The sequence below is a fragment of the Aeromonas sp. Y311-2 genome (assembly GCF_027706025.1).
GTDB lineage: Bacteria > Pseudomonadota > Gammaproteobacteria > Enterobacterales > Aeromonadaceae > Aeromonas > Aeromonas veronii.
This window is the reverse complement of sequence record NZ_JAPDCL010000003.1, coordinates 28,649-44,745: the sequence shown is the minus strand read 5'-3', so window position 1 is coordinate 44,745 and position 16,097 is coordinate 28,649. Positions and strand designations below refer to the sequence as shown.

Here is a 16,097-nt window from a genome sequence, read left to right as displayed (position 1 = left end):
GCCGATTTCTGATCTGGATCGGCTAATTAGTCAATAACGACTGATCTGGTGTGCAGATGGGGCGGGTGCTGCCATTGGTGAGGAAAATGGTGAGGAAAACAGTTAGTGAGGAAAAGAGTTAGTGGGTAAAGCGGTAGCGGGTAAAAACAAGAAGCCCCTCAACGGGGCTTCTCTTTGCTGGCCATGCCGCCACTGTGAACGGCTTGGCTGACCGGCTCGCTGACGTGTTGGCCGGGCGCCGGAGCGGGTTGGTGCGGGCCTACTCTTCGACCTTGTTGAGCCACTCCACTTTGTACTGGGCGCCGGCGCCCTGAGCCAGTTTGGCACAGAGCGGTTTGAGGAAGGCTTCGATCTGCTCGTCCAGCATCCAGGGCGGGCTGATGATCAGCATGCCTGAGCCGTTCATGCCCCAGTCGGCTGTTTGACCGGCCACTTCCAGCTCGGCCACCAGGACGTTACCGAAGTTCTCGCGCTTGATGGCGCGCAGCATGTCGCGGGATTTGTCCGCCTCCTGCCCGAGGATGGGATACCAGAGGGCGTAGATGCCGGTCGCCCAGCGCTTTTGCGCCTTTTTCAGGGTGTCGACCACGGCGAAGTAATCTTCTTTGAGCTCATAGGGCGGATCGATCAGCACCAGCCCGCGGCGCGGAGTCGGCGGCAGCAGGGCGATCAGCCCCTCGAAGCCGTCACGGTGGTGCACGGCGACGCGGGGGTCATAGCCCATGTTGGCGCGCAGATCTTCGACCTCGTTGTTGTGCAGCTCCATCAGCGCCAGCTTGTCCTGCTCGCGGGTGAGGCGGCGGGAGAGCTCCGGCGAGCCGGGGTAGTAGTGCAGCTCGCCGTTCTGATTCATCTCCTCGATAACGCCCAGATAGGTGGCTATGGCAGACCACTGGGTCCGCTCGTCCCACAGGCGGCCGATGCCGTCGGCATACTCGGCCTTCTTCTGGGACCAGTCGCCGCGCAGGTCGTAGAGACCGCCACCGGCATGGGTGTCCAGCACGATGAAGGGTTTCTCCTTCTTCTTGAGGGACTCGATGATCAGGGCCTGAACGGCGTGTTTCAGCACGTCGGCATGGTTGCCGGCGTGAAAGGCGTGGCGATAGCTCAGCATATTAGATCTCTGAGGGGGCCCTGCTGGGCACCCAGTAACGATAGATAGTTCAACAAATTGCGGCTGTTGCCGCGAAACAGGGAGAGGCTGCGCAGGGTCTGCAACAGGACGCCCTGTTGCAGCCGCTCCAGCTCCAGCTCGTGGGCCAGCATCGACTGATACTGCTGCTCGTCGAGTCGCGTCTTGGCGCTCTGGCGCAGGGCGCGCCACGGGGTCAGCACCGCTTCGGTCTGCACCAGCGCCGGTTGCAGGTCGGTCAGATCGACCACGATGCCGAGTTGATCGAGCCGGTGCAGCAGCAGCGCCAGATTGACGTTGCCCCCCTGCTCCTGCACGGTGAGCCAATCCTGGCTGCGCTCACCATAGACTTTGCTGCTCCAGTGCCAGAAGCCGATCGGCGTCGGCAATTCGTGGACCGCGACCCGCTCGCTGGCCATCAGCTGTTCGTCACGCAAAGAAGGCTTGCTCCATGGTTTCCAGCTCCTCACTGAGGCTCATCCACTCCAGCTCCACCTCTTCCAGCTGCTCCTTGAGGGGCCCCTGGGATTTGAGCAGCTCGGAGAGCTTGGTTTTAGCACTCTCTTCATAGATGGCGGGGTCGGCCAGCTGGCTCTCGATGTCGGCCAGCTTGCCCTGCAGCTTCTCCATGCTCGCTTCGAGCTTTTCCAGCTTCTGGCGCAGGGGACGTGTCGCTTGCCGGAACTCAGCCTCGCGTCGCTTCTGATCCTTGCGCGCCACCGCCGAGTTGGCAGAGACGGGACCATCGGCCGGTTTGGCGTTGGCCTCTTTCTCCTGCTCGCCGAGCCACTTGTGGTAGTCATCCAGATCGCCGTCGAACGGCTCGACCCGGCCACCGTGTACCAGATAGAAGTCATCTGTGGTGGTGCGCAGCAGGTGACGGTCGTGCGACACCACCACCATGGCCCCTTCGAAGCCTTGCAGTGCCATGGTGAGGGCGTGGCGCATCTCCAGATCCAGGTGGTTGGTCGGTTCATCCAGCAGCAGCAGGTTGGGTTTTTGCCAGGTGATCAGCGCCAGCACCAGTCGCGCCTTTTCGCCGCCGGAGAAGGGGGCCACCTTGTCGAGCGCCTTGTCTCCGTGAAAACCGAAGCTGCCCAGATAGTTGCGCAGCTCCTGCTCGGTCTTGTCCGGCGCGAGGCGGGCCAGATGATCGAGCGGGGAATCATCGAGACGCAGGGTCTCCAGCTGATGCTGGGCGAAGTAGCCGATGCTCACCCCGGCGCTCACTTCGAGCTTGCCCGACAGCGGCGGGTTGGAGCCCGACAGCATCTTGATAAAGGTCGATTTACCGGCGCCGTTGCGACCGAGCAGACCGATGCGCGAACCCGGTACCAGATTGAGTTTGATCTTCTCCAGGATCACCTTGTCGCCGTAACCGGCAGAGAGGTTCTCCATGGCGATGAGCGGGGTCGGCAGGGCCGAGGGCTCGCGAAACTCGAAGCTGAATTCCGAGTCGGCGTGGGCGGGCAGGATCTTCTCCATCCGCTCCATGGCTTTCAGGCGGCTCTGGGCCTGACGGGCCTTGGAGGCCTTGTAGCGGAAGCGATCCACATACGCCTGCATGTGGGACATCTCCCGCTGCTGTTTCTCGTACATCGACTGCTGCTGGGCCAGCTGTTCGGCGCGCTGCAGTTCGAAGTCGGAGTAGCCGCCGGTGTATTCGTTGAGCTTGCCGTTCTCGATATGGATGATGCGGCTGATGACCGAATCGAGGAAGTCGCGGTCGTGAGAGATGAGCACCAGCGTGCCCTGATAGCCTTTGAGCCACTTCTCCAGCCAGATGACGGCGTCGAGATCCAGGTGGTTGGTCGGTTCATCCAGCAGCAGCAGATCGGAGCGGCAGAGCAGCGCCTGAGCGAGGTTCAGGCGCATGCGCCAGCCACCGGAGAAGCTGCGCACCGGCGAGCTTAGCTGCTCGTCGCTGAAACCAAGGCCGTGCAGCAGTTCGGCGGCGCGGGCGCGAATGCTGTAGGCGCCTATGGTATCGAGGCGACCGTGCAGCTCGGCCACCAGCAGCCCATTGTCATCCTGCTCGGCTTGCACCAGCTGGGCTTCCAGCGCGCGAAACTCCTTGTCGCCGTCGATCACATACTCGAGCGCGGAGCAGTCGAGCGCCGGGGTCTCCTGCGCGACGCCTGCAATCTGCCAGCCAGCGGGCAGGCTGAAGGTGCCGCTGTCGATGGCCAGCTCGCCCCGTACCAGTGCAAAAAAGGTGGACTTGCCACAGCCGTTTTTGCCCACCAGACCCACTTTGTGGCCGGGGTGAATGGTGGCGGAGGCGTTGTCCAGCAGCTTGCGGCCGCCGCGGATCAGTTCGATTTGACTGGCAACTATCATGGGTGGGATCTGCTTGCTCAAAATGGAGGAGAAAAACTGGCGCGGATCTTACGTGAAATGACGCTGATTTGCACTGTAGCGAAGGGCTGGCCACTGGCTGGCGCTGCAAAAACATGCCATAACAGAGAAACCAGTTTGGTTACGGGAGGTTAGCATGCATATCAGGGATATTATGACGACCCGGGTCGCCACCGTTTCAATGGATGATCGACTCAGTGTCATCAAGGATATCTTCGAGCAGGCTCACTTTCGCCACCTGCTGGTACTGGAAGAAGGGGAGCTGGTAGGGGTCATCTCGGATCGGGATCTGTTCCGTGCCATTAGCCCCTATCTCGACTCCGAAGCCGAGATGAGCCGTGATACCGAAACCCTCACCAAGCGGGCTCATCAGATCATGAGCCGCCACCCCGTCACCATCGCCCCCCATCTCACCGTGCGCGACGGCGTCAAGCTGATGCTGGAGAAGGGGGTCTCCTGCCTGCCGGTGCTGGAGAATGGCGCCCTGGTCGGCATCATCAGCTGGAAAGATTTTCTCAAGGCGGCGCTGGAGAGTGACGCGCTGGTTTGAGCCAACGCTCATCGCCATCAGCTGACAGAGAGCCAATATAGAGAGAGGGGAGCCTTGGCTCCCCTCTCTCTATATTGGCTTTGCCGACAATGCCGGTTTGCACGCCGCCAGCATCCTCACGGCTCGGGCTGCCCTGCGACAAGGCAGGAGGGGCCGCTGCCGGAGAGGTGCGGCTGAAGATGGGTGCGGATCTCCTGCAGGGTGCGCTGGTACTGCTGGGCATGTTGATCGAGAAACGCGGGGCTGTGCTTGAGGCGTCGCTCCAGAGTATCGACCAGCAGCGCCACCCTGGGGGCGGCCATACCCGCAGGCCAGCAGTGTTGCAGCAGCTCCAGCAGTTGCCAGGCATCGCCCGGCAGGGCGGGGAACTCCTCCAGCAGCTGCAAGCCCGCTTGCAGGGCTATCTGATATTGGCTGGCCTGCATCGCCTTGTGGCGCAGTTGGCGCAGTTCGCTCAGCCGTTGTTCTCTCGCCGTCAGGCGCTGGCCCAGTTCGGCCACCAGATGGTGGAACAGCTGGCGAGTGAGCGGGTGGGGCGCCACCCTGACGCGGTATTGGGTCAGCTGGATCAGGTAGCGCTGGGCGTGGTGGGGCAAACCGCAGAACTGGCTGACCGCAAAGCCGAGCAGCAGGGTGAGGTGGTTGTCGCTCCCCTCATCCGGCTGGTGGTGGGCAATCAGGATCAGCGCCTCGTCGAAGCGGTAATCCAGCCCCAGCATCAACGCCTGCAGCAGCTCATATTCGTGGGGTTGCAGGTGGACGGTGCGCTTGAGGTGCTCCCACTCCTGTTGCAGGGAGCGGATCCGGTTGCTGGAGGGGGCGTGCCACAGCACCGCCAGACTGGCATTGAGCATGAAGCTGTCGATGGCGAGGCGGACGCGCTGCTCGCTGAAGTGGCGCAGGGTCAGGCTGTTGGCCTGCTCCAGCACCTTCTCCTCATCTTGCAGCACCAGCCCGAGCAACATCGCCAGCTGATGCCAGCGCGGCTGATGGGGGCGGATCTGCAGCAGCTCTCCCATGGTCTCCCAGGCCGCCAGCCAGTGATGCTGATGCAGCTGGCTGGCGAGTTGCAGCTCCAGCCGGGTGGCCATCGAGACGCTGGCCTGATGGTGCTGCAAGTCGGTCTGGGCGCTTTGCAATTTGCCGAGCCCCAGCATGGCGTAGAAGAGCCCGGCCCTTGGCCAGCTCGCCTGATACTCGTTGGCACAGAGGGCATAGTGCTGGGCGGCGGTGATCCGCTCGGCTGATTGCAGCAGCAGGTAGCCCTTGAGCCGATCCAGCCAGTGGGTCAGCGAGCGATTCTCCCGTTGAAACAGCAGGTCTTCGCACAGGGCAGTAGCCAATTGCCACTCCCGCAGCAGAATGGGGGCGGCCAGCGTGCGGGTCAGGTTGCTTAGCTTCACCAGCTGGCCGAGCACCGCGGTGAGCTGCTGGGTCATGAAGGGGAGGGGCAGATAGAGGGAGAAGTAGAGATCCGAGGGGAGAAACTCCTGCTCGCTCTGATCGGCATCGAGCAGCAGTAATACGCAACCGGGTTGTAGCAGGCCGAGATAGTGCGCTTCGTGCAGCAGCCGGGCTCCGTCAAGATCCTGCTGCTTGTCCTGCTGACAGATGATGGCGTCGAAGGCGTGCTGTTGCATCAGGGCCAGCAGGCCACTGCGCTCGTGGTTTGGATGGCTGTGGTAGTGGATCCGGTCGGCGGGCACCCCCTGTTCGGTCAGTTCCCGGGTGATGGCGCTACGGAGCAGGGGATCCTCTTCGAGCAGCAGTATCGTCATGCAGGTACTTCCTGTGAGCAAACCATTAGGTTGATTATGGTAGACCCAAGAGGAACATAGGCACAGCACTCGCTGAGTGAAAAGCTGACAGTAGCCAGCAGGGGGCTGTAGGGCGCACTATGGGCTGTTATTTCAATCGGTTATACCACCTCTCAGGGCGGCAACCTGTTATTGCTGAGAGCGGATCTGCGTCCCGAAGGGGCAGTCGCTCTGGCGGATCAGCCGCGACCCCTTGCCCTGTTCCCCCAGCCAGCTTAATTCCAGTTTGCCGAGGCGGCCCAGATGGCGCAGCTCGAACTCGTAGCGCTGGCAGAGGTTGTCCTGGGGCAGACTCGCCATGCCCGCTGGCAGTCGGTATTGATAGCGCAGGAGTGGCCCATCCTCCAGCTTGCTGGTCACCGGCACCAGCCCCTCTGGCGTGGGCTGCGGCGCCCCGAGTGCGCGGCGCAAACTGAGCGGTGCATCGATCGCCTTTTGATAGTGCAGGCCGTTCATCGCCGCCAGCTCCTCTTCCAGTCGTTGCAACTCCCCTTCCAATCCATTGAGTGCCGCCCCCAGCTGCTGGTGGGTCGTTGACGAGGCGCAGCCACCCAGCAACAGGGTGGCAAGCAGCAGGGCGGCTCTGATGGGGGGCACGGCATCTCCTTGGCAATGACGATGAAGCGTGAAGGTCAGGTTGGCTGGCCCTGACTATAGCAGGGGATTGCTGGGGGGCGTCCCCTGCAGCAGTTGGGCCAGACGAGCCAGCCCTTCGCCGACCCGGGCGTCGGTGGCGGGTTGGCTCAGGCTCAGGCGCACCCCTTGCGGAGCGGCAAACTGACCGGCGGCGAAGTGTTCCCCGCTCGCCACGCCAACGTCAAGGGCGTCGGCGGCGGCAGCAAACTGCTGGCTGCGCCAGGGCTCAGGCAGCGGCAGCCAGGCGTGCATGCTGCCAGGCTGCCAGCGGGCGGCAGGCAGCAGGTGGCGCAGCAGTTCGCCACGGCGCTTGAGGATCTCCCGCTGCTGCTCGACCAGCGGCATGATCTGGCGCTGACTGACCATTTTGCAGGCCAGTTCGATCAGCAGCGGACTCACCATCCAGCTCGACAGCCGCATGGTCTGGGCGAAGGCGCTGCGCAGGGCAGGAGGCGTCAGCACGAAGCCCACCCGCAGACCGCCGCAGGCGATCTTGGCCAGACTGCCCAGATAGATGACCCGCTCCGGCGCCAGATTGACCAGAGGGATCACAGGTTGCTGGGGCAGCAGGCCGTTGACGTCATCCTCGATGATCAGCAGATCGTGGCGACGGGCGATGGCGACGATGGCCTCCCGCCGCGCCAGACTCATGATAGCGGTGGTGGGGTTTTGCAGGGTCGGCGTGAGGTAGAGCAGCTTGGCCCGGCGGGTACGGCAGGCGGCGTCCAGCGCTTCGGGCAGCAGCCCCTCCTCATCCATCGCCAGTCCCACCACCTGATTCTTCAGCTGGCGAGCGTTACCCAGCATACCGGGGTAGCTCAGCCCCTCGCACAGGATGGTCTCCCCTACGCAATTGGTAGCCAGCAGCGCCAGCATGATGCCGTGCTGGGCGCCGTGGCTGAACAGCAGGCGATCCTCACTGCAGGCCACCCCTTGCTCCGCCAGCCAGTTGACGAACTGCTGGCGCTGATCCGGTCGTCCCGCCTCCTTGTCATAGCCGAGCAGGGCGTTGAGATCCCCGTCTGCCACTTCCCCCAGCATGGGGCGAATGATGGCCGCCCGATCCAGCTGCACCGGCAGGTTCTGCCACAGCTCGATGCGGTGCCCCTCCTCCTGGCGGATCACCCACTCATTGGCGGGATCCGTGTTCGCTCCCTTGACCCAGGTGCCGTGGCCCACCCGGGCGGCCAGCAGGCCGCGCCGCTCCGCCTCGCTGTAGGCGCGGGTGACGGTGCCGACGGTGACACCCAGACGATCCGCCAGGGATCGGTGGGTAGGCAACCGGGTCTGCGGTGGCAGCTCGCCATTCGCGATCCCCTGTTCGATCGCTTTGACCAGCTTGAGGTAGAGGGGGCCATCGAAGGCCGTAAGGTCGGGTGTCCAGATTGTCATGGTGACAATAAATCCATTGATCAAAATTTGCTGTCAATATAGCGTGAATTTCAACCTGATAACAACCAAATAGTACATATTGTATCGATACAATGTGGCGGATAAGGAGTCACAATATGACGATGGAGTGGTATGTCACCCTGTTCGGTTTTGCCGTACTCACCTGCGGTACGCCGGGGCCCAACAACCTGATGCTGACGGCCTCCGGCGCCAACTTCGGGGTGCGCCGCACCCTGCCACATCTGCTTGGGGTCGGATTGGGGCAGCCGGTGTTGCAACTGGTGCTGGCGCTGGGGCTCTATCCGCTGTTCGAGCGCTGGCCCCTGCTGCGCCTCGGTTTGCAGATCTTCGGCAGCCTCTATCTGCTCTGGCTGGCGTGGCGTATCGCGGTGGCTGGTGCGCCGGGGGATCCGGCCCGGAGGGCCCGCCCGCTAACCATGCTGGAGGGGCTGGGCTTTCAGTTCCTCAATCCCAAGGCGTGGATGATGGGGATCTCCGCCATCAGTCTGTTCAGCCTGCCCGGCGCCAGTTACTGGTCGAGTCAGCTGGCGGTGATGGTCATGTTTGTGCTGGTGGCCCTGCCGGTCTGCTTTGTCTGGGTACTGTTCGGCCATCAGCTGAGCAACTGGATCAGCTCGGATCGGGGCTGGCGGCGACTCAACGGTTCTCTCGGTCTGCTGACGGCACTCTGTGTGGTGATGCTCTGGTATTGAGCCGTGTTGCGCTGATGGGGGAGGTGGCCTAGAAAGAGGCATTTCTGACTTGTCGCCACGGGGTTGGCTCTGCATATTAGAAGGCTTTCCCCATAACGGGTGCGTTGTATCGACAAGAGGTTGAGATGGATCTGAACTGGTTACTGCCCCTGGCGGGGTTTGCTCTGGTTACCTGCGGCACGCCGGGGCCCAACAATATGTTGCTCACCAGCGCCGGGGCGGCGCAGGGTTTTCGCCGCACGATTCCTCTGCTGGTTGGGGTGGTCGGGGGGATCAATCTGATGATCCTCGCTACCGCGCTGGGGCTTGGCGTGGTGTTCGAGAAGGTGCCGCTGCTGCACGACGGCCTCAAGATTATCGGCTCGGCCTACCTGCTCTGGCTGGCGTGGAAGGTGGCGACCGCCAGCGGCCCGGCCGAGGGCACCCGGCCGCTCATTCCCGCTCATCAGGGGGCCATGCTGCAACTGCTCAATCCCAAGGCATGGATGATGGCGCTCTCCGCCATCAGCGGTTTCACCCTGGCGGGGGAGGCTTACTGGCCCTCTGCGCTCTGGGTGTTGGTGATCTTCTTTATTACCGGCCTCTACACCGGGGCGTTTTGGGTGCTTTTTGGTGCCCAGGTGCGGCAAATCATTCGCACCGCCCGGGGCTGGCGGCGTTTCAATCTCGGCATGGGGCTGGCGACGGCCGCCTGTGTCGCGATGATCTGGATTTAGCCCGGGGTTGACCCGGGCCTTTACCGGCTGTCTTGTTGGCCCTGCGGGGCCTTTTTTATCTCGATCCCGTGACCTTGCCTGCAAGGTGGCGTGGTTCTGCCCTCCCTTGGGATGAAAGGAGTTCATATGAAATGTATCGGTCTGCTGGGTGGCATGAGCTGGGAGTCCACCGTCAGTTACTATCAGGCGCTCAACCGCGGGGTGCGCGTACAGCTTGGCGGTTTGCACTCGGCGCGGGTGCTGCTCAATAGCGTCGACTTTGCCGGTATCGAGCAGTTGCAGCATGCCGGTGACTGGCCCGCTACCGCCCGTCTGCTGGCGGCGGAAGCGCGCAAGTTGCAGGATGGCGGCGCCGATTTCTTGCTGATCGGCACCAACACCATGCACAAGGTGGCCCCCGAGATTGAGGCGGCCATCGATATCCCGCTGCTCCATATTGCCGATGCCACCGCGGCCAAATTGCGGGCGGACGGGGTAACCCGGGTCGGCCTGCTCGGCACCCGCTTCACCATGGAGCAGGATTTTTACAAGGGGCGCTTGCAGGAGCGCTTCGGGTTGGCGGTGCTGGTACCCGATGAGGCCGGGCGGGAGCGGGTACACAGGATCATCTATGACGAGCTCTGTCTGGGGGAGATCCGCGAATCATCGCGGGCCGAGTATCTGGCCATTATCGAGGGGCTGGCGGCCGCGGGTGCCGAGGCGGTGATTCTTGGCTGCACCGAGATTGCCCTGCTGGTGGGCGATGCCCGGGCGGCGGTGCCGCTCTACGACACCACCGCCATCCATGCCGAGGCGGCGGTCGCGCTGGCACTGGCATCCGATTAATAAACTGGTCAGATCTCACTATTCATGCTTGTCTCATACCCCTTGCCATAAAAGCGTGTAAAATTGCGCCCTGAATTTTCCCCGGCCAACGCGGGTTGGCTGCGGTTTCCTAGCATGCAAGGCTGACATTGTGACTGAAGTAGATAGATTCGCGGATATTCGCCCCTACCGCGATGAAGAAGTGCCGGCAGCCATCGAACGGCTGATCCAGGATGATGAATTTATCGGCGCCATCGCCAAGTATCGTTTCGGTTCCCTGATGAGCTGGCTGGGTTGGGCCATCCGCCCGATGATCCGCCTGTTCCTGCGCCGCAAATGGTCAAAAGTGACCACTGTGCATCAGGTCCAGATGGGGGTCACCCGGTACATGTCCCGCATGATCGCCACCTCCACCAAGGGGGTGACCTTCTCCGGGATCGAGCATCTGAAGAAAGAGCAGGGCTATCTGTTTGTCTCCAACCACAGAGACATCGCCATGGATCCGGCGTTCGTCAACTGGGGGCTGCACACCCACGGTTTCGATACCGTGCGCATCGCCATCGGTGACAACCTGCTGCGCAAACCCTGCGCCACCGAGCTGATGAAGCTCAACAAGAGCTTTATCGTCAAACGCTCCGCCAAGGGGCCGCGAGAGATGATGAAGGCGCTCGGCGAGCTGTCTGCCTATATTGGCAACTCGGTCCACGAAGGTCACTCCATCTGGATCGCCCAGAAGGAAGGGCGCGCCAAGAATGGCGATGACAAGACAGATCCCGCCATCCTCAAGATGTTCTACGTCGACGGCAAGAAGCAGAAGATCGACTTCGTCGACTACATGCGCAGCCTCAATATCGTGCCGGTCAGCATCAGCTACGAGCTGGATCCGACCGACAAGGCGAAGGCGCGCGAGCTCTACGAGAAGTCGGTCAACGGCAGCTACGAGAAGGGCGAGTTCGAGGATATCGAGAGTATCGTCGCCGGTATCGTCGGCATGAAGGGGCGGGTACATGTCTCCTTCGGCGCGCCGATTACCGAGGGCTTCAGCGATCCGGACGAACTGGCCGCGCTGATCGACAAGGCGATCTGGAGCAGTTACCACCTCTTCCCCAGCAACTATCTGGCGGCAGATGTTTCCGGCAAGGCCAATACCATCGAACAGGCTGCCTTCCTGACCCGTCAGTCAGAGGTGCCGGAAGAGCACAAGGCGATCTGGCGTGCCATGTACGCCAAACCGGTGGAAAACGCCAAAAAGGCTTGAATGAAACCGGTTGTTAAACGGTTTTGCGAAAAAAACGGGCGCTGATGCGCCCGTTTTTGCGTCTGGTCAAAGTCGAGGGGAAAAGGGTGGTGAATAATATGGTTTCAGCTGGTACGATCACTATGAAAATGGGATTATGTCTCTTGGCAAGGTGCTGACGAGTGTGTAACAGTGCCCATATAGCTGAACATGAGCAAAAGCTCTAAACCGGTTTGCACGGATTGCAGACGGCATTATTGAAGGACCTGTCACAGGTCCTTTTTCATTGGCTGGCAAAGATGCCGCCCAGATATACCTAACAGGAAACAGACGCCATGATCACCGGTAGCCTGAACACCCTGCAGCGGACGCCGCTGCCCGCCCCGCTGGCCCGCATCATGGCCGAGGTGGTGAAGAGCGTGGCTCACTGGGGTGACGCTCCGCTCGGCAAGACCGAGATCGATGGCCTGAACCTGTTCTGTCTGGTGAGCGAGGATCTGACCGAGCCAGCCGCGGATCGCCGTGGCGAATTCCATCAGCAGTATCTCGATATCCAGCTGCTGCTGCGCGGTGAAGAGTGGATAGGTGTGGGCCCCCACGACTACGTGAGCGACGGCGCCGACCATCCCCATCCTGACCTCTGGTTTGTTGATGACGAGCAGACCACTTATCTGGCGCTGCAACCGGGCGATTTCGCCATCTTCTGGCCGGGCGAACTGCACCGCCCGCTCTGTACCTTCAACCAGCCCGCCAAGGTGAAGAAGCTGGTGGTCAAGGTACACAAGGATCTGCTGGCTATCGCCTGAGCATTCCCATTGAGGCGAGCCCTGCGCAGCTGATGTGTTGAGACTCGCAAGCATTGAAACCAGTGATACGCACCACAAGTTGCGATGACTCTTTCAAGAGCAAGAATTGAAAAATTGGACGCACCCTCCTGCGACCATAAGCCCCCGGCAGGGGAATCCCATCCTCTTTTGGATGACACGACACTGTCGGCATAAAGCCGAAGCACAGGAAGATGTAGAAAATGAGCAAGTTGGTATTGATCCTTAACTGCGGTAGCTCTTCCCTGAAATTTGCCGTAATGGACGCCGAAACAGGTGAGGACATGCTGTCCGGCCTGGCCGAATGCTTCAATCTGGATGATGCACGTATCAAATGGAAACTCCACGGGGTCAAGGGCGAAGCCATGCTGGGAGCGGGTGCCGCTCACCAGGAGGCCCTCGACCATATCGTGGGTCACATCCTGCCGCAGGATCCGACTCTTGCCGAGCAACTGGTGGCCATCGGTCACCGAATCGTACACGGTGGCGAGCAGTTCTCACGCTCCGTGCGCATTGATGACGGCGTGATCGCCGGTATCGAAGCCGCCATTCCGTTCGCCCCGCTGCACAACCCGGCGCACCTCATCGGTATTCGCGCCGCGCTGAAAGTGTTCCCGCAGCTGTCCGAGAAGAACGTGGCCGTGTTCGACACCGCTTTCCACCAGACCCTGCCGCAAGAGGCCTACCTCTATGCGCTGCCGCACAAGCTCTACCGCGAACACGGCATCCGTCGTTACGGTGCCCACGGTACTTCTCACCGCTACATCGCGGAAGAAGCGGCAAAAGAGCTGGGCAAGCCGTTGAATGAACTGAACATCATCAACTGCCACCTGGGTAACGGTGCCTCTGTCTGCGCCATCAAGAACGGCGAATCCGTAGACACCTCCATGGGTCTGACTCCGCTGGAAGGTCTGGCGATGGGAACCCGCTCCGGTGATATCGATCCGGCCGTGGTCTTCTTCATGCACGACCAGCTCGGTTACAGCGTGGAGCAGATCAACCACACCCTGACCCGTGAGTCCGGTCTGCTGGGGATGACCGAAGCGAGCAGCGATTGCCGCTACGTCACCACCAACTACGCTACTGACGCCGGTGCCAAGCGCGCGCTGGATGTCTTCACCAACCGTGTGGCCAAGTATGTCGGCGCCTATGCCGCTGCGATGGACGGTCGTCTGGACGCCGTGGTCTTTACCGGTGGTATCGGTGAGAACGCCGCCATGGTGCGCGAGATGGTGCTGAACCGTCTGGCCCTGTTCGGCTTCAAGGTGGACAAAGAGGCCAACAACGCCGCGGTACTGGGTGGCGAAGGTCGCATCACCACCGCCGAGAGCCGTTGCGCCATGGTGATCCCGACCAACGAAGAGCTGGTCATCGCTCGCGATGCCCTGAGCCTGGTCTGCTAAGTCAGCCTCGCTTTGAAACAACGCCCGGCCTGTGCCGGGCGTTGTCATTTCTGGCGTACGCCGATTTGACATGGGGGAGGGGAGCGGTACCCTGACCACCACTGTTTTTGCAGCCAGCGGGCTGCCAGGTTCGGGAGAGAGCAATGAAAGAGGCGTTTTTTAACTGGTTGTCGGGCCTTGGGGTGGAAGTGACCAGCCTGATGGCGCTGGTGATCGCGCTGGGCTTTATCGTCATCACCTCGTTGCTGCTGCACATGGCGCTGCACCGGGTGCTGCTGGTCCGGCTGGTGGGGATCCTCGGCAAGGCCAAGCAGGTGTGGCTGCCGCCCCAGCTGCAACAGCGCCTCTTCAACCGGCTCGCTTTCGTGTTGCAGGGGGCCGTGCTGCTCGGTCAGGCGGAGATCTGGTTGCCCCGTCAATCGGATAGCCTCAAGCTTATCGAGATGGTGGCCCAGCTCTGGATCTTGCTGTTCCTGCTGCTGGCCTTCTTCGCCCTGCTCGACTGCCTGTTGTCGGTGAGCCGTTACACCCGCCTTGGTCGGGATTTGCCCCTGCGTGGCATCTTCCAAGGGGCCAAGCTGGTAGGCAGCATTCTGGTGGGCATCCTGATGATCGCGCTGCTGCTCGGCAAGTCGCCGTTGTTCCTGTTCAGCGGTCTGGGTGCCATGACCGCAGTGCTGATGCTGGTGTTCAAGGACCCCATCCTCGGGCTGGTGGCGGGGATCCAGCTCTCCGCCAACCGGATGCTGAGCGTCGGTGACTGGCTGCAGATGGACAAGTACGGCGCCGATGGCGAGGTGACCGACATCGGGCTTACCACGGTCAAGGTATCGAACTGGGACAAGACCATTACCACCATTCCCACCTATGCCCTGATCTCCGACTCTTTCAAGAACTGGCAGGGGATGACCGAGTCGGGCGGCCGCCGCATCAAGCGCAGCGTCAATATCGACATGACCAGTGTGCGCTTTCTGACGGCTGAGGAGCAGTTGCAGCTCAAGCAGGCGCAGCTGCTGGCACCCTATCTCAGCCGCAAGGAGCAGGAGCTGAGCGCTTACAACCAGCAGCTGAGCGATGCATTGAGCTGCCCCATCAATGGTCGTCACCTCACCAACCTCGGCACCCTGCGCGCCTATCTGGATGCCTACCTGCGTGCCCACCCCGGCATTCGCAAGGACATGACCCTGATGGTGCGCCAGCTGGCACCCACGTCAGACGGTTTGCCGCTGGAAATTTACTGCTTTACCGCGACCACCGCATGGGCCGATTACGAAGGGATCCAGGCCGATATTTTCGACCATATCTTCGCCATCATTGAGCAATTTCATCTGCGGTTGCATCAATCTCCCACAGGTTACGATATGCGTGTCTGGCAACGGGGATAAACAGGGAAACCGGGCGGGTCGAGGACGTGGAAAAAACCGCATATTAATCATCGACCCGTCGCCACTTGTCAGTTGAAATTTGCCGTACAGAGGAGAAAAATGGCGGCCTTCTCTTCGCGCCCCTGATCCTCTCTTGATCAGCTGCCAGCCCAGAGACGTCACTTCAAGTCATCATCATGGGAAAGTTATGAAGCTCCTTCGCAATAGTGTGGCAACACTCTGCTACAGCCTGCTGCTGACCGCTGCGCCGGTTTTCGCTGTTGAATATGCTCTGCCTGCGGCCAACAGCCGTCTGGTAGGGGAAAATCTGGAATACGTGGTTCCGGCCGAAGAGAACGGCCAGCCGCTGGAGGCCATTGCGGCCAAATTCCAGCTGGGGCTCACCAACATGACCGAAGCCAACCCCGATGCGGATCCCCTGCTGGTACAGACCGGCGAGAAGCTGGTGATCCCCCAGCAACTGATCCTGCCGGATGCACCCCGTGAAGGGATCGTGCTGAACGTGGCCGAGATGCGCCTCTACTACTACCCCAAGGGTAAAAAAGTGGTGGAAGTGCTGCCCATTGGCATCGGCCAGCTCGGTACCGATACTCCGGAAAACTGGGTGACCAGTGTGCAGCGCAAGAAAGCGGGCCCGACCTGGACCCCGACCGCCAAGATGCATGCCGAATATGCCGCCCGTGGCGAGAGCTTGCCTGCGGTATGGCCGGCCGGCCCGGACAACCCCATGGGTCTGTTTGCCCTCTACATCGGCAAGATGTACGCCATCCACGGTACCAACGCCAACTTCGGCATCGGCCTGCGGGTGAGCCACGGTTGTGTGCGTCTGCGCAACGACGACATCGCCTACCTGTTCAAGCAGGTACCGGTCGGTACTCGCGTCCAGTTCGTCAACCAGCCGATCAAGGCCTCCCTCGAGCCCAACGGTGTCCGCTATCTGGAAGTGCATCAGCCGCTGTCGCGCAGCGAAGAGGAGTTCAACTCCAAGCTGCCGGCACCGCTGCCGATGACTCCGGCGGTGACCCGCTTCATTGCCCACGCCGACAGTGACTCCCAACTGGTGAAGCAGGCGCTGGAGCAGCGCAACGGCATGCCGATGGCGATCAACCGCTAAGGGCAAATCCCCGTCA

At 61.4% G+C, this 16,097-nt stretch carries 15 protein-coding genes; 9 read left to right on the top strand and 6 right to left on the bottom strand.

The features are described from left to right. Nucleotides 1-259: 259 nt before the first annotated feature. From OKC42_RS03905 to OKC42_RS03895, 3 genes are read right to left on the bottom strand one after another with little or no spacing between them, the layout of a single operon-like run. Nucleotides 260-1,114: a 23S rRNA (adenine(2030)-N(6))-methyltransferase RlmJ gene (locus OKC42_RS03905; RefSeq protein WP_270819082.1), complete on the bottom strand. Its 855-nt coding sequence runs from the start codon at nt 1,112-1,114 to the stop codon at nt 260-262. Beyond that, nucleotides 1,108-1,569 carry a DUF2390 domain-containing protein gene (locus OKC42_RS03900; RefSeq protein WP_270819081.1) on the bottom strand — a complete coding sequence of 154 codons (462 nt, stop codon included), beginning with the start codon at nt 1,567-1,569 and terminating at the stop codon, nt 1,108-1,110. The genes OKC42_RS03905 and OKC42_RS03900 overlap by 7 nt, the downstream gene beginning before the upstream one ends. Next, the gene (locus OKC42_RS03895; RefSeq protein ID WP_270819080.1) at nt 1,562-3,472 is read right to left on the bottom strand and encodes an ABC transporter ATP-binding protein; all 1,911 of its coding nucleotides are present in this window, start codon (nt 3,470-3,472) and stop codon (nt 1,562-1,564) included. The genes OKC42_RS03900 and OKC42_RS03895 overlap by 8 nt, the downstream gene beginning before the upstream one ends. Before the next feature lie 154 nt (nt 3,473-3,626). On the opposite strand from OKC42_RS03895, the gene OKC42_RS03890 reads away from it, so the two are divergent. Then, entirely contained in the window at nt 3,627-4,040 is a 414-nt protein-coding gene (locus OKC42_RS03890; RefSeq protein ID WP_021229522.1) for a CBS domain-containing protein, read from the top strand. A gap of 116 nt (nt 4,041-4,156) precedes the next feature. Here the strand turns inward: OKC42_RS03890 and OKC42_RS03885 are convergent, their stop codons facing one another. From OKC42_RS03885 to OKC42_RS03875, 3 genes are all read right to left on the bottom strand, one after another. Next, nucleotides 4,157-5,818, bottom strand: a complete 1,662-nt coding sequence (locus OKC42_RS03885; protein WP_270819079.1) for a hypothetical protein — start codon at nt 5,816-5,818, stop codon at nt 4,157-4,159. A gap of 168 nt (nt 5,819-5,986) precedes the next feature. Then, a complete protein-coding gene (locus OKC42_RS03880; protein WP_270819078.1) occupies nt 5,987-6,454 on the bottom strand; it encodes a hypothetical protein in 468 nt (155 codons plus the stop codon). A 54-nt stretch (nt 6,455-6,508) separates the two neighbouring features. After that, complete coding sequence (locus tag OKC42_RS03875) at nt 6,509-7,885, bottom strand: aminotransferase-like domain-containing protein (protein WP_236272233.1); 1,377 nt, start codon at nt 7,883-7,885, stop codon at nt 6,509-6,511. A gap of 116 nt (nt 7,886-8,001) precedes the next feature. Here OKC42_RS03875 and OKC42_RS03870 point away from each other — a divergent pair, with 116 nt between their 5' ends. From OKC42_RS03870 to OKC42_RS03835, 8 genes are all read left to right on the top strand, one after another. Continuing rightward, complete coding sequence (locus tag OKC42_RS03870) at nt 8,002-8,598, top strand: LysE family translocator (protein ID WP_005335536.1); 597 nt, start codon at nt 8,002-8,004, stop codon at nt 8,596-8,598. A gap of 125 nt (nt 8,599-8,723) precedes the next feature. Beyond that, the gene (locus tag OKC42_RS03865) at nt 8,724-9,314 is read left to right on the top strand and encodes a LysE family translocator (RefSeq protein WP_270819077.1); all 591 of its coding nucleotides are present in this window, start codon (nt 8,724-8,726) and stop codon (nt 9,312-9,314) included. 126 nt (nt 9,315-9,440) lie between these two features. Continuing rightward, on the top strand, nt 9,441-10,139 hold the full coding sequence (locus OKC42_RS03860) for an aspartate/glutamate racemase family protein (protein WP_270819076.1): 699 nt from the start codon (nt 9,441-9,443) through the stop codon (nt 10,137-10,139). Nucleotides 10,140-10,269: 130 nt separating this feature from the next. Beyond that, nucleotides 10,270-11,376: a 1-acyl-sn-glycerol-3-phosphate acyltransferase gene (locus OKC42_RS03855; RefSeq protein WP_005362790.1), complete on the top strand. Its 1,107-nt coding sequence runs from the start codon at nt 10,270-10,272 to the stop codon at nt 11,374-11,376. A gap of 314 nt (nt 11,377-11,690) precedes the next feature. Then, a complete protein-coding gene (locus OKC42_RS03850; RefSeq protein ID WP_043821633.1) occupies nt 11,691-12,161 on the top strand; it encodes a YhcH/YjgK/YiaL family protein in 471 nt (156 codons plus the stop codon). A 221-nt stretch (nt 12,162-12,382) separates the two neighbouring features. After that, entirely contained in the window at nt 12,383-13,582 is a 1,200-nt protein-coding gene (locus OKC42_RS03845) for an acetate kinase (protein ID WP_270819075.1), read from the top strand. Nucleotides 13,583-13,725: 143 nt separating this feature from the next. Continuing rightward, nucleotides 13,726-14,967, top strand: a complete 1,242-nt coding sequence (locus tag OKC42_RS03840; RefSeq protein ID WP_088868536.1) for a mechanosensitive ion channel family protein — start codon at nt 13,726-13,728, stop codon at nt 14,965-14,967. Nucleotides 14,968-15,154: 187 nt separating this feature from the next. After that, on the top strand, nt 15,155-16,081 hold the full coding sequence (locus tag OKC42_RS03835) for a L,D-transpeptidase family protein (protein ID WP_005354531.1): 927 nt from the start codon (nt 15,155-15,157) through the stop codon (nt 16,079-16,081). Nucleotides 16,082-16,097 lie beyond the last annotated feature (16 nt).